The organism is Deefgea salmonis (genome assembly GCF_020531905.1).
GTDB lineage: Bacteria > Pseudomonadota > Gammaproteobacteria > Burkholderiales > Chitinibacteraceae > Deefgea > Deefgea salmonis.
This window is the reverse complement of record NZ_JAJAWG010000005.1, coordinates 33,832-46,436: the sequence shown is the minus strand read 5'-3', so window position 1 is coordinate 46,436 and position 12,605 is coordinate 33,832. Positions and strand designations below refer to the sequence as shown.

The following is a 12,605-nucleotide window of genomic DNA, read 5'->3' as shown; positions in this document are numbered from 1 at the left end:
TAGCATAGCGAGATTGATTGATTTTCTTTTGGAGTCGTAATGAGCACCCTCGCTTGTGTCACGCTTGAAACCGCCCCTAATCCAACCGCCAGCGTGATTTGGCTACACGGCCTTGGCGCGGATGGGAATGATTTTGTGAGCATTGTGCCGGAGCTTGGCCTACCGAGCGATTTGGCCGTGCGCTTTATTTTCCCGCATGCGCCAATGATGCCGATTACTTGCAATAACGGCTATGTGATGCGCGCTTGGTACGATATTGTGCATTTTGATCAAATCAGCCGCCAAGCTGACATCGCTGGCGTTGAGCAATCGGTGGCGGCGATTCGCGCCCTGATTGCCGCCGAAAACGCCAAAGGGATACCCAGCCACCGTATCATTCTGGCGGGCTTTTCCCAAGGCGGTGCCATTGCCTATACCGCCGGTTTAACCCATCCAGAAGCGTTGGCAGGCATTGTGGCTTTGTCGACTTATCTGCCAGCAGAATCTTTACTGACATCAGCCACGATTGCCGCCAACCAAAATACGCCAATTTTGGCCGCCCACGGCAGCCACGATCCCGTAGTTGGCATTACCCTCGGTGAAAAAGCCAAACAATTTGTCGCTGATTTAGGGGTGAAAGTTCAATGGCAAACCTACCCGATTCAGCATTCGGTTTGCTTGCCTGAGATTCAATTGATTGGCCAGTTTTTGACTAAATCTTTAGCGTAAATTAAAGCCGCCACCGCGTGCGCAAGTTTGCGCACGCGGTGGGCTGCTATTTAAGCCAAAACAAAATCAGCGATGCGCTGCCCTAAACGCTGGCGATCGGCTTGCCGAGCAAAGGTATGATCGGCATCAGCCCAAGCTTCAAACTGGCAGCAGGGCAAACACGCCGCCACTTGTTCACCCATCTCCACCGGTACTGTCGCATCGGCTTGGCCGTGCACCACCAAAGCGGGGACTTCAAGACTGGCTAAGCCGGAAAATGGCGCGAGTTGCGCCAATTCTTGGCGAAATTGCGCGCTAATCTCTAAACCTAAAAAATCCACACCACCGGCAGCGCCCACCTGGGGATTACTCGCCGCCACCGATTCAACAATTTGCGCCAAATTGGCTGCTGGCGCCAATAAGCACAATGAGCGAATCAATGCCGAATCGGCCAAAGCGGTTTGCAATGCCACCAAACCGCCCATGCTAAATCCGAGCAAATGCCGTTGATATTGTGGATAGTTTTTAGCTAAATACGCCAATAAATGCTGGGTTTGTGCCGCTTGATTGGCGACAGAAACCTCAGCAAATGCCCCATCACTCTCGCCGCAGCCCAAAAAATCAAAGCGAAACACCGCAATGCCACGTTCGGCCAATACTCGTGCCAAAGTAACAAAAAAATAAGTGTATTCCACTCGATTGCCAGTAAAGCCATGCAGCATTAATACCGCTTGCTCGGCGTGCTCAGGCAAATGCGCGCTACCGATCAGCTGCATGCCGGCCATTTCAACGTTTAACGGCGTAATCGCAGTCATATTGGCCTCTTAGCAGCGACTTAAGGCGATTTTGGCTGCCGCCAAAGTGGCATCAATATCGGCATCGCTATGCGCTGCCGAAACAAAACCAGCTTCAAATGCCGATGGGGCTAAATAAATACCTTGATCGAGCATGGCGTGGAAAAAAGCATTAAATCGGGCACGATCAGACGCCATCACATCGGCAAATGACGTTGGCACAACTTCGGCGAAATACACACCAAACATCCCCCCCATTGACTGCGCGCAAAGTCCGTGATCTTTGCCTAATTCATTTAATCCAGCGACTAACTTCGCCGTTTGTGCGCTTAACTTCGCAAAGAAACCATCTTGTCTAATTTCGGCTAACGTCGCCAATCCTGCAGCAACTGCAACCGGATTGCCCGACAAAGTGCCCGCTTGATACACCGGGCCTAAAGGCGCTAAATAGCCCATGATGTCGGCACGACCACCGAAAGCCGCCAAAGGCATACCCCCGCCGACCACCTTACCCAAACACGTTAGATCTGGCGTAATGCCATGTAGTCCTTGCGTGCAATGTAAGTCAACACGGAAGCCGGTCATGACTTCGTCGTAAATCAATACCGCACCATGCTGCGTGGTCAAATTACGCATTGCCGCGACAAATTGCGCGCTCGGCTGCACCATATTCATATTGCCAGCGATAGGCTCAACAATAATCGCGGCAATTTCGCTGCCTTGTTCAGCAAATAAAGCCTCAAGCGCCGCCACATCGTTGTAAGGCAAGACAATCGTATCGGCCGCCACTGCCGCGGGCACCCCAGCGGACGATGGATTACCAAATGTAAGCAAACCAGAGCCGGCTTTCACCAACAAGCTATCGGCATGGCCGTGGTAGCAGCCTTCAAATTTGATCAATTTATCGCGCCCCGTAAAGCCACGCGCCAAGCGAATTGCGCTCATCGTCGCCTCGGTACCGCTCGACACCAAACGAACTTGCTCCAAAGAAGGCAGCATTTCGCACAATACATCGGCAATCGTCACTTCGGCCTCGGTTGGCGCACCAAAACTCATGCCATTTTTAGCGGTATCGATCACCGCCGCGATCACTTTTGGGTGGGCATGACCCAAAATCAGCGGACCCCACGAGCCAACGTAATCAATGTATTTTTTACCATCGGCATCCCAAACATAAGCGCCCTCGCCCTTGGTAAAAAAGCATGGCGTACCACCGACTGAACCAAAAGCACGTACTGGCGAGTTCACGCCACCGGGAATATGTTTTTTAGCCGATTCAAACAGCTGCTCATTGCGTGTAGTCATTTAACTTTCCTTATAAAACAATGGGTATATAGATAAAAGCCTTAATTTATAAGCGTTTTATTCATATACCTACTAAAAAATGTAGGCATCTACGGCAAAGTACGTAGCAAACAAAAAACAAGAACATTCTTATATTTTTAGCAAAAAAGACGCACATGGCATAAAAATACCCACCACGGCCTCCATTGATACGCAACGCAACAGGCCTTTCTTTTTAAATTTGTAAGCCTCCAAGCAACCGGGGGAAAATTTAGTCCAAAAATACGCCGCACTCAAAAAAAACGCCGTTGTCACGACCTAGATTATGCAATAAAGAGCCAATAAAGTGGTCGACCAACACAAACACATACAGACGCAGTAAGGACAAGCAATGCATTGCGGCTTTGCGCTGGAGGCCAGCAGAAAAAATCGTTAGCTAGGCCAATAAAACGCCGGTGAAGACTACTTTTAGCATAAAAACCGCCCACATTAAGACGCAATATTGCCTTTTTTCGGGGGTTTATCTCGGCATCAAGCGTATTGGGTTTGGCAAAAAAGGTCGAGGCTGATGATCCATCGTGGTTTTCGGCTCGAAACATACAGAGTTGATCAATATTTAATCAGTCACGATAAATAGTTACCCACATAGCACTGATTTTTATACGAAAAATCATCAAATCAACGTATTTTACTGCGGGTTTTCAGACTTGTTTGCCGTGCTGAATTTGTCGTAATAGCTATTTGCTATGATCGCAATATTATGGGTATCTGAATATATCCCATACAAATAAAGGCGTAGCGATATATACATCAATATTTTTGAATAAGAATTCTAGTTCACTGCAGAAGTCGTGCTTTGATCGGCAGGATGATTCACGCCATCATAAATTTTAATGTTCGGAATTTGGTATGGATTAACGCCCTCAAGACATCCGACGTTATAACCATATAGATGCGGGTTTGAGCGGCGTTGATGGTGGGTATAAATCCCGCACACCGAGCAGAAATAATGCTTCGCCGTTTGGGTATTAAATTGATACAAGCGCAAAACGGCTTCGCCCTGAATAATTTTAATCCCAGACAACAATACCGAAGCGACCACCGCGCCTTTGCGTCGGCATATCGAGCAGTCGCAATGCCGAGGATCAACAATGCCATCGGGCAAATCAATTTCTAAAACCACCGCACCGCAATGACAACTCGCTGGGTGCTTTAACTGAATAACGGTCTCACCGACTTTCTTGATCATTGAAATCCTCACATTATTTTTAGTTACATCGGCATCTATGCTTGCTCAAGATACTCCCGCCGCAAAACCCCAAACTGCACAAAATCGTTGAACTTTTCACCCCAAAATCCAGCCTCACGCAACTGGCCTTCGTGAACAAAACCGAGCTTGGGCATCAGTTGAAGTGATGCCGCATTGTCAGGGTGAATTTGTGCTTCTATGCGGTTGAGGTTCATTGCGTGAAAACCATACGGCAAAATGGCGGCTAAGGCCTCTTGCATCAAACCTTGCCCCCACGCCGATTGAGCGAGCTCGTAGCCGACCATCGCGCTGCGCCAAGCATGGTTCCAACGGAAAAATCCACAACTACCGAGCAATTTCCCATCTGATTTTTGGCTAATGCCCCAGCGAATACCGGAGTTTCCTTCGCCACGCCAGTGCGAAAAAGTAGCAATCAAGGCCTGCGCTTGTGCTAACTCCATCAGAGGATCAGAACCAAAGTAACGCATCACTTCAGCGCAGCCATGAATAGCAAATAGAGCTTGTGCATCGGTATCAACAATTTCGCGCAGGATAAGGCGCTCAGTGTGTAAAACTGGAAAATCATTCATGCTTAAAACCAACGACTAAACGGGGTAATTGACAGTGCGCTGTTGTAATAACGCGCATCACCGGAAACTTCAGCACCGAGCCATTCCGGCTGTGGATAAGTGCTCGTTTCGCTAGCCAGCTCGAGTTCTGCGACGATTAAGCCGGCATTTTCGCCATGAAATTCATCAATCTCAAAAGTGTGCTGATCCATGCTGAGTAAATGCCGAGTTTTATCCAAAACTTGTGGACAGAGTTTGAGTAATTCGACCGCGTCGACCAGCGGGATTTCGTATTCAAATTCCGAGCGACTAATTCCAGAATTTTTGCCTTTAATCGTTAAAAATGCCGCGTCGCCTTTCACCCGAACTCGCACTGTGCGCTCAGGGTCGGTGCATAAATAGCCTTGCGCGATCCGTGTACTGCGATGGATATCGCAGCGCCAAGTGTCATTTTTAAGTAAAAATTTTCTTTCGATTTCAACGGCCATTATTCAACCGCCTGTTTAATTTTTGCTGATTCGCGTAAGTGATGAGCGCCATCGTCGGCTTTGTAGACGTTTTTATTCCAATCGCTATCGATCTCAAATACGCCCCAATCCTTATGTTTTTGGTCAACTAACGCCTGCCTTGCTTCATCAGCGCTGCAATACACCCCCATGCCGCGATAGAAATTTTCTGGGTCGAGTAAGGCCGTTGGAAAGTCGGCAGGTAAATCCGCTTTGGCGGTGCGCCCTGGCGCTGGCTCACTGTGCTGACTACCAACAATGGCTTTAATTTGATTTGGACCGATGGCGTAAACACCACATTGCTTGGCGGTTGGCGCAGTTTCACCACATCCGGCGAGTAAGCCGACCAGCAAAATAGGCAGCATGATTTTCATTTTTTAATCCTTTTGCATAAAAAATGGGCTATCTCGCAATGGATAGCCCAAAAATTAAAACGGTTTAACAATCACCAAAATCACGATGGCAAATAAAATCAGCACTGGAATTTCATTAAAAAAACGAAACCACACATGGCTGCGGGTATTTTTATTGGCGGCAAAAGCCAATAGCATTTGGCGACAGGCAATATGATAGCCGACTAAAATTGCGACTAAGGCCAATTTGGCATGCATCCAGCGCCAGCCTTCTCCCATATAAAAGTCATAAAAACCCCAAGTCCATACCCCAAAAATCAACGCCAAAATACCCAGTGGCGTCATAAATCGATACAGTTTATGCGCCATCAAATTGAGCCGAGCTAACTCATCGGTCTGCTTGGCCATGGCTAAATTGACAAAAATACGCGGTAAATAAAATAGCCCAGCGAACCAGCTAATAACAAAAATCAAATGTAATGATTTAATCCACAGCACGGTTATTCCTTATTTGAGCGCCAACACACCGACTTAATTTACATTAAGACGCGTTTTTCTTTGGCTTGCTACTGGGTTTCGCTTTGTTTTTCCCGGTTTCGTACAGTGGCATCACCACCGGGATTTTGGCTTGTAATTCAGCAATCCGCGTATGGCTAGATGGGTGAGTTGACATAAATTCCAGCCCTTTACCTGTGCCTTGCGCCGCCATTTTTTGCCATAAACTCACCGCAGCATTGGGGTTATAGCCGGCACGCGCCGCCAACTCTAAACCCATGACATCGGCTTCACTTTCATTGGTTCGGCTATTGGGTAATGAGTAGCTGACATCAACCAGCGTATTTAAACCACTACCGGCAAGATCTTGATAGGCATCATATTTACCACCGGTGGCGATAGAAAACAGCTGCATACCGCCTTGTAAAGCAATGCTTTTTCCGTATTCTTCGCTCATTTTTTCACGGCCATGCTCACGCAAGGCATGGGCGATTTCGTGGCCCATGATTTGCGCGATTTCATCATCGGTGAGTTTTAAGCGCTCAATAATGCCGGTGTAAAACATAATTTTACCGCCAGACATGCAATAGGCATTGAGCTCTGGGCTTTTCTCAACATTAACTTCCCATTGCCATTGCAAAGCATCGGGGCGAAACACCGCCGTTTGCGGAATGAGTCGCTGAGCAATATCGCGCACTCGACGCACCGTTGGGTCATTGCTCGGTAAAAGCTTGCCTTGCGATGATGATTTTTTAATGGTTTCGGCATAGCTAGCGGCCGACATTTGATCCACTTGCTGACTAGACAGCAGCATGCTTTGTTTACGCGTAGCGCCAACTGCACCCGCGTGGGTGGTACTTACTTGCTGACAGGCCGTTAACATCGAGGCCATGGCTAAACTTAGGATTAAACGTTTCATCAGCCTGCTCCAGCAATATTAGATTTGCACCATGTCAAAATCATCTTTACGTGCGCCGCAATCAGGACAAGTCCAGTTCATGGGCACGTCTTCCCACTTCGTTCCGGCTGGAATACCGTCCTCTGGTCGGCCTTCAGCTTCGTCGTAAATAAACGCACAGATTAGGCACATATATTTTTTCATTGCGATAAGTCACTCAGAGTGGTTTAGAATTCTAATTTTACCGAACAAAGAAAATCTGTGCTTATGAATCCAACGCCACCCACTGTACTAGTTTTTGCTGCGAATGATCCTTCTGGTGGTGCGGGTTTAATGGCCGATGTATTGACCCTCGCCTCATTGGGCTGCCACACCTTACCAATTATTACTGCCATCACCGTACAAGACAGCGCTGGCGTGCAAGAATTTCATGCCGTCGATTCTGAAATCGTTGATGAACAAGCGCGCTTTATTTTAGAAGACATCAAAATTGATGTGATCAAAGTCGGCATGGTTGGCAGCGTGGAAAACTTAGCGGTCATTGCTGAAATCGCCTCAGACTATCCAGATATTCCTTTAATTTTAGAGCCGGTATTTAGCATGGGGCGCGGCGAGGAATTATCCAATGAAGAGCTGATTAGCGCGATGCGCGAATTGCTGTTGCCACACACGCATTTGGTTACGCCCAACAATACCGAGGCGAGATTATTGGCTTCGGACGATCCCGACGAACAAGAAGACATGCCACTCGATGCCGCTGCGCAACGCATTTTGGAATGTGGTTGCGAATATGTGCTAATCGCCGGTACGCATGAAAAAACGCCGAAAGTGGTCAATACCCTGTATAGCCGCTTAGGCCGGGTGCGCACCGATCAATGGCCACGTTTACCCGGCAGCTATCATGGTGCGGGAGCGACCTTGGCCTCAGCGATTGCCGGTGCACTTGCCAATGGTGCCGAAATCGCAGATGCCGTCAAAGATGCACAAGACTTTACTTCGCAAGCGCTATCGGCGGCATTTCGCCCGGGAATGGGGCAATTTATCCCTGATCGAATGTTTTGGGCGCGCCCAACTGCCGAAGAAGCGGCCGCCGAAATCGAAGCGGCAATCCGTAAAGAATTAGAGCCACCCACCCAGTCATAACACGATGTTTCACGTGAAACACCTCGGTATCAACGTGCCCAGCCCGCAGGGTTTAGCGGCTTTGGGCCTGATGCTGCGTGACAAACGCGTTGGCGTAGAATGACTACGCTGCGCGCTGCGTGCCTTACCTCAGGCCAAAATCCGCACCAAATCGGCTGGTAAACCCAACGTCAACAGGCCCTAGCGCTAGCGTATTTTTATGCCGCTTCTTGGATTAGCTTCTTGGATTATTTATGCCTCTTCCCCAAGTCATTGTTTTAAACGGTAGCAGCAGCTCGGGCAAAACATCTCTCGCCAAATTATTACAAGAATCGCTGCCCCAGCAATATCTCAATTTCAGCATCGATAGAATACTCGACGCTTTGCCAGCCAGCGATTTGCTCAAGATGCAAACCGGCACTGAAATAACTCGCCCCGGTTACGATTGGCCAAGCTTAGTGCGCGGCTATCATTATTGCTTACCCGCTTTGCTGCAAGCAGGCTGCCATTTATTGATTGATCATGCTTGGTGTGAGCGCGGTGAAAAGCGCGAATTGCTCACCGAACTAGCGGGTTATTCAGTGGCTTTAATTGGCGTGTATTGTAATTTGGAAGTCGCAATGGCACGTGAGCAAGCGCGTAAAGATCGGGCGATTGGCTTAGTCGCGTGGCAAAGTGCCCGCGTTCATCAAGATATGCAATACGATTTAAATATTGATACGACGGGTATATTGCCACAAGCAGCATCTGAAAAGATCTGCAGCGATATACTCAAACATGGCGCATGGTCAGGAGCAATCGAAACGCTAGAACACTTGAATATGCACAACTAAAGCACGATGATAGTAAGGGTCAACGCCATCTTTCCACTCTACCAACGTAAGGAAGTGCCATGTTCGACTACTACCAGCTCACCGTTCCGGTTTACAATCGCGCCCTAAACCAACTTGCGCATCTTCTAGACAAAGCGGCAGAATTTGCGGCAGATAAAAAAATCAGCGACGAAACCATGCTCGGCCTGCGTCTTGCTCCTGATATGTTTAATCTCACCAAGCAAGTGCAAATCGTTTGTGATAACGCTAAATTCTGCGTTGCCCGCCTCTCTGGCGTTGCCGCTCCGATACATGAAGATGATGAAAAAACCTTTGCCGATTTACAACGGCGGATTGTTGCCACCCAAGAATTTATTGAATCAGTATCAGAACACGATTTTAAAGACGCTGCCGGCAAAACGATTACCTTGTCTTTTTTACCCGATCATCCAATGAGTGCGGATTTTTATTTGCTCTCGTTTGTGCAACCTAATTTTTATTTCCACCTGACCACTGCTTATGCCATTTTACGCAGCAACGGCGTCGACATTGGCAAACAAGACTACATGGGTCAAGTTTAATCATTCCACACATAAAAACAGCACGGCTTGCCGTGCTGTTTTTTTATGCATTTTCTGACATTGCTAGCTGTAATAATTGCTGGCGTAATGCTTCGATCGACTCAAGGCAGCCCGCTTGCGCGATTTCTTGCTCACCCTCTGCGCTGATTTTATATAAACCGTAGCGCATCAATTGCGGCTGCTGTGTCGTGCTCCAAACGGGGTGAATGGCGTAAGTCATGATCTTCATCACTTTGAGCGCGACGGCAAGAGGCCGTTGATCTATTGCTCTTAGCTTTAATATCGTTGAGATTGAGCAAAACTGAACTACCACTGGTCGGTAAAATGCTGCACCGCATCACTTGAGGCTGTTTTTTTCTTCCCAACACCAATGCCAAGGCTCATACACATAGCCATAACGATTGTTGCGTGGAAAAGACAAACTAAACCCAAACTCAGCCGCATGCGAATTTAACCAAGTAAATGCCGGCATATATTCAAATTCTTCCGTCACCACAGGGCCGCCCGGCGTAAAAATATCCACCGCCCTACCGGTATGATGCTCGCTACACCCCGGTGGCGCCAGCACCTGCAAAACATCGTCGATCAGCACGCCAGCAGTCAACTTTCTTTGGATTAACGCCACTTGCCGCGTGCTGGCGCGATAAGCCGATGCAATTTGTAAATCAACACCATCTTGCCAAGCCGCTCGCTGCATCTTCTGCCATGCGGCGGCGGCGGCAGGAATCAATTGCCAGATTCGGCCATCGTCACTCTCCGCCACATCGATTAATTCAGTGGCTTCAGCAAACAAGGTTAAATGGCGGCTTTGCAATAATTCAATAGGTATACCCAGCTCAGCCCATGCCAATGCGAGCTCTGGCGTCATACCTAATGGATATGGTTTCATTTAAAATCCAGGCAGTTTAAATGCAGTGCTAATCGGCTTGCCTTTTTTAGCACGCTTACCAATATACGGCGCCATTTCGTTCTCATTTAAAATCCACTCTTGCGCTTTACCGCCACGCCCAGTGTAATTAATGGTTAACGTTAAACCATCACAAATGGTGATGGCATTGAGTTGATCTTTTGCATCCAGTGCCATGGTAATCACGCCACGGCCACCGCCAGTGAGTTGCTTAAATTCGTTATAGGCAAACAAGTGCAATTTCCCGGCCGTGGATAAGCAAGCGACTAACGATGTTTCACGTGGAACAAAAGTCGACACCCGCAGCAAGGTTTCGCCCTCTTCCAAGCTCAAAAAGGCTTTACCGGCTTTTTGTCGACTGAGTAAATTATCAAACAAACAACTAAAGCCATAGCCACTGGAGTTGGCCAGCACCACCCATTCGCCTAATTTAGCCGCCAGCATTTGGGTAATCCGCGTTTTAGCCACCAAATCGACCAAGGTGGTGACTGGCACCCCATCACCACGCCCACCCGGTACCACCGAGGCTTGAATCGAATACACCCGGCCATCGCTACCAAACAGGGCCAGCTGATCAATCGTGCGACATTCAATCGCCGCCAATTGGCTGTCGCCGTCTTTAAAGCTCAGGCTTTGCAAATCAAGAGCGTGCCCTTGGCGTGCGCGTAACCAACCTTTTTCTGACAAGATAATCGTTACCGGCTCATCCACTACGGCCACTTCAGCAACCGCGCGTTCGGCGTGCTCAATTAAAGTGCGACGTGGATCGGCGTATTTCTTTTTGTCCGCTTCGATTTCTTTAATAATGAGCTTTTGCATTGCCGCCGGATTGGCCAACAAGTGTTCTAGCTCGGTTTTTTCCGCCCGTAGCGCAGACAATTCTTGCTCAATCTTAATCCCTTCCAGTCGTGCCAATTGGCGCAAACGAATCTCAAGGATGTCCTCTGCTTGGCGTTCCGACAGATTAAACGCCGCCATCAACGCTGATTTGGGCTCGTCCGAATGACGAATGATGCGAATCACTTCATCAATATTGAGCAGGACCAGCAAGCGGCCTTCCAAAATATGGATGCGATCATCAACTTGGCCCAGACGATACTGGCAACGACGCGTCACCGTCACAAAGCGAAAATCAATCCACTCGGCGATTAAATCACGCAGCGTTTTTTGCCCAGGTCGACCATCTCGGCCAATGGTCACGATGTTGATTGATAAGCTACTTTCTAAGCTGGTATGCGCGAGCAGTAAATTCATCAAATCATCGGAGCTTTGCCGCGATGATTTTGGTTCGAACACCAAACGCACTGATTTGTCTTTACCCGACTCATCGCGAACACGATCGAGCACGCTCAAAATCAATTGCTTGGTTTGCACTTGATCTTGGCTGAGCGCTTTTTTGCCTTTTTTGACTTTGGGATTAGTCAGTTCTTCGATTTCTTCTAATACTTTTTGGCTCGACGTGCCATGTGGTAATTCAGTCACCACCATTTGCCATTGCCCGCGCGCCAGCTCTTCTTTTTCCCATCGGGCACGCACTTTCAAGCTACCACGGCCATTTTCATACGCCGTTGCAATGTCTTTTTGCGAAGAAATAATCTGCCCGCCGCCCGGTAAATCTGGGCCTTGGATATACGTGAGTAACTCAGCAGTGGATAATTTTGGATTACGAATCAGCGCGATGCTGGCATCGGCCACTTCACCTAAATTGTGCGACGGCATTTCGGTCGCCATCCCTACCGCAATCCCCGATGCGCCATTCAGTAGCAACATAGGCAATCGCGCAGGCAATAAAACCGGCTCTTGAAATGCGCCATCGTAGTTCGGCGTGAAATCGGTGGTGCCTTTATCAAGCTCACCGAGTAGCAAATCAGCCACCGGCGTTAAACGCGCCTCGGTGTAACGATAAGCCGCCGCGCCGTCGCCATCGCGTGAACCAAAATTGCCATGCCCATCGATCAAGGGATAGCGCAGCGAGAAATCTTGGGCAATTCGCACCAAGGCGTCATAAGCCGATTGATCGCCATGCGGATGGTATTTACCCAACACATCGCCGACAATCCGCGCCGACTTCATCGGTTTGGCCGTCGCCATTAAACCCAGCTCGTGCATCGCGTATAAAATTCGCCTTTGCACTGGTTTTTGGCCATCTTCAATTTGCGGTAAGGCGCGGCTTTTCACCACACTCATGGCGTATTCAAGATAACTTTTTTCGGCATACAGCCCTAGCTGTACTGATTCACCATCATCAGGTACGGCAGAAACTTGAGTAGCAATAAAACGCGCAGCGCCACCTTGATTGGATTTCAAAGGTGTTGCAGGCATTTCTACGGGGTCGAGTAAATCATCAG

Annotated in this window: 16 protein-coding genes; 4 read left to right on the top strand and 12 right to left on the bottom strand. The window is 48.5% G+C overall.

Translation table 11 applies throughout. The features are described from left to right. Window positions 1-39 precede the first annotated feature (39 nt). Window positions 40-708 carry an alpha/beta hydrolase gene (locus tag LG219_RS09335; protein WP_226764226.1) on the top strand — a complete coding sequence of 223 codons (669 nt, stop codon included), beginning with the start codon at window positions 40-42 and terminating at the stop codon, window positions 706-708. A 50-nt stretch (window positions 709-758) separates the two neighbouring features. On the opposite strand, the gene LG219_RS09330 is transcribed toward LG219_RS09335, so the two are convergent. The 9 genes from LG219_RS09330 to LG219_RS09290 all read right to left on the bottom strand — a co-directional run bounded on the left by LG219_RS09330 (window position 759) and on the right by LG219_RS09290 (window position 7,039). After that, the gene (locus LG219_RS09330) at window positions 759-1,502 is read right to left on the bottom strand and encodes an alpha/beta hydrolase (protein WP_226764225.1); all 744 of its coding nucleotides are present in this window, start codon (window positions 1,500-1,502) and stop codon (window positions 759-761) included. 9 nt (window positions 1,503-1,511) lie between these two features. Beyond that, entirely contained in the window at window positions 1,512-2,786 is a 1,275-nt protein-coding gene (gene hemL / locus LG219_RS09325; RefSeq protein ID WP_226764224.1) for a glutamate-1-semialdehyde 2,1-aminomutase, read from the bottom strand. An 811-nt stretch (window positions 2,787-3,597) separates the two neighbouring features. Next, window positions 3,598-4,014, bottom strand: a complete 417-nt coding sequence (locus LG219_RS09320; RefSeq protein WP_226764223.1) for a GFA family protein — start codon at window positions 4,012-4,014, stop codon at window positions 3,598-3,600. Between the two features lie 35 nt (window positions 4,015-4,049). After that, a complete protein-coding gene (locus LG219_RS09315) occupies window positions 4,050-4,604 on the bottom strand; it encodes a GNAT family N-acetyltransferase (RefSeq protein WP_226764222.1) in 555 nt (184 codons plus the stop codon). A gap of 2 nt (window positions 4,605-4,606) precedes the next feature. After that, window positions 4,607-5,071, bottom strand: coding sequence for a CYTH domain-containing protein (locus LG219_RS09310; protein ID WP_226764221.1), 465 nt, complete (start codon window positions 5,069-5,071; stop codon window positions 4,607-4,609). Beyond that, window positions 5,071-5,463 carry a DVU_2496 family lipoprotein gene (locus LG219_RS09305; protein WP_226764220.1) on the bottom strand — a complete coding sequence of 131 codons (393 nt, stop codon included), beginning with the start codon at window positions 5,461-5,463 and terminating at the stop codon, window positions 5,071-5,073. Before LG219_RS09305 ends, LG219_RS09310 begins: the two co-directional genes overlap by 1 nt. A 54-nt stretch (window positions 5,464-5,517) precedes the next feature. After that, entirely contained in the window at window positions 5,518-5,946 is a 429-nt protein-coding gene (locus tag LG219_RS09300; RefSeq protein ID WP_226764363.1) for a CopD family protein, read from the bottom strand. A gap of 37 nt (window positions 5,947-5,983) precedes the next feature. After that, complete coding sequence (locus LG219_RS09295) at window positions 5,984-6,856, bottom strand: M48 family metallopeptidase (protein WP_226764219.1); 873 nt, start codon at window positions 6,854-6,856, stop codon at window positions 5,984-5,986. 18 nt (window positions 6,857-6,874) lie between these two features. Further along, window positions 6,875-7,039 (bottom strand): rubredoxin, encoded by a 165-nt coding sequence (locus LG219_RS09290; protein WP_226764218.1) that lies wholly within the window; start codon window positions 7,037-7,039, stop codon window positions 6,875-6,877. Window positions 7,040-7,102: 63 nt separating this feature from the next. Between LG219_RS09290 and thiD the strand changes: the two genes are divergently transcribed. From thiD to LG219_RS09275, 3 genes are all read left to right on the top strand, one after another. Then, window positions 7,103-7,978, top strand: a complete 876-nt coding sequence (thiD, locus tag LG219_RS09285; protein WP_226764217.1) for a bifunctional hydroxymethylpyrimidine kinase/phosphomethylpyrimidine kinase — start codon at window positions 7,103-7,105, stop codon at window positions 7,976-7,978. Window positions 7,979-8,211: 233 nt separating this feature from the next. Next, window positions 8,212-8,790: a chloramphenicol phosphotransferase CPT family protein gene (locus LG219_RS09280; protein ID WP_226764216.1), complete on the top strand. Its 579-nt coding sequence runs from the start codon at window positions 8,212-8,214 to the stop codon at window positions 8,788-8,790. Window positions 8,791-8,849: 59 nt separating this feature from the next. Next, the gene (locus tag LG219_RS09275; protein ID WP_226764215.1) at window positions 8,850-9,350 is read left to right on the top strand and encodes a DUF1993 domain-containing protein; all 501 of its coding nucleotides are present in this window, start codon (window positions 8,850-8,852) and stop codon (window positions 9,348-9,350) included. Window positions 9,351-9,393: 43 nt separating this feature from the next. Here LG219_RS09275 and LG219_RS09270 read toward each other — a convergent pair whose 3' ends face one another. From LG219_RS09270 to parC, 3 genes are all read right to left on the bottom strand, one after another. Continuing rightward, complete coding sequence (locus LG219_RS09270) at window positions 9,394-9,570, bottom strand: hypothetical protein (RefSeq protein ID WP_226764214.1); 177 nt, start codon at window positions 9,568-9,570, stop codon at window positions 9,394-9,396. 117 nt (window positions 9,571-9,687) lie between these two features. Continuing rightward, window positions 9,688-10,239, bottom strand: coding sequence for a M15 family metallopeptidase (locus LG219_RS09265; RefSeq protein ID WP_226764213.1), 552 nt, complete (start codon window positions 10,237-10,239; stop codon window positions 9,688-9,690). Further along, window positions 10,240-12,531, bottom strand: a complete 2,292-nt coding sequence (parC, locus tag LG219_RS09260; RefSeq protein WP_444542517.1) for a DNA topoisomerase IV subunit A — start codon at window positions 12,529-12,531, stop codon at window positions 10,240-10,242. Window positions 12,532-12,605: the final 74 nt, after the last annotated feature.

Excerpts from the sequence above, each read along its gene's own strand:
- LG219_RS09335 (WP_226764226.1), top strand. The coding sequence starts at position 40 with ATGAGCACCCTCGCTTGTGTCACGCTTGAAACCGCCCCTAATCCAACC.
- LG219_RS09330 (WP_226764225.1), bottom strand. The coding sequence starts at position 1,502 with ATGACTGCGATTACGCCGTTAAACGTTGAAATGGCCGGCATGCAGCTG.
- hemL (WP_226764224.1), bottom strand. The coding sequence starts at position 2,786 with ATGACTACACGCAATGAGCAGCTGTTTGAATCGGCTAAAAAACATATT.
- LG219_RS09320 (WP_226764223.1), bottom strand. The coding sequence starts at position 4,014 with ATGATCAAGAAAGTCGGTGAGACCGTTATTCAGTTAAAGCACCCAGCG.
- LG219_RS09315 (WP_226764222.1), bottom strand. The coding sequence starts at position 4,604 with ATGAATGATTTTCCAGTTTTACACACTGAGCGCCTTATCCTGCGCGAA.
- LG219_RS09310 (WP_226764221.1), bottom strand. The coding sequence starts at position 5,071 with ATGGCCGTTGAAATCGAAAGAAAATTTTTACTTAAAAATGACACTTGG.
- LG219_RS09305 (WP_226764220.1), bottom strand. The coding sequence starts at position 5,463 with ATGAAAATCATGCTGCCTATTTTGCTGGTCGGCTTACTCGCCGGATGT.
- LG219_RS09295 (WP_226764219.1), bottom strand. The coding sequence starts at position 6,856 with ATGAAACGTTTAATCCTAAGTTTAGCCATGGCCTCGATGTTAACGGCC.
- LG219_RS09290 (WP_226764218.1), bottom strand. The coding sequence starts at position 7,039 with ATGAAAAAATATATGTGCCTAATCTGTGCGTTTATTTACGACGAAGCT.
- thiD (WP_226764217.1), top strand. The coding sequence starts at position 7,103 with ATGAATCCAACGCCACCCACTGTACTAGTTTTTGCTGCGAATGATCCT.
- LG219_RS09280 (WP_226764216.1), top strand. The coding sequence starts at position 8,212 with ATGCCTCTTCCCCAAGTCATTGTTTTAAACGGTAGCAGCAGCTCGGGC.
- LG219_RS09275 (WP_226764215.1), top strand. The coding sequence starts at position 8,850 with ATGTTCGACTACTACCAGCTCACCGTTCCGGTTTACAATCGCGCCCTA.
- LG219_RS09270 (WP_226764214.1), bottom strand. The coding sequence starts at position 9,570 with ATGACTTACGCCATTCACCCCGTTTGGAGCACGACACAGCAGCCGCAA.
- LG219_RS09265 (WP_226764213.1), bottom strand. The coding sequence starts at position 10,239 with ATGAAACCATATCCATTAGGTATGACGCCAGAGCTCGCATTGGCATGG.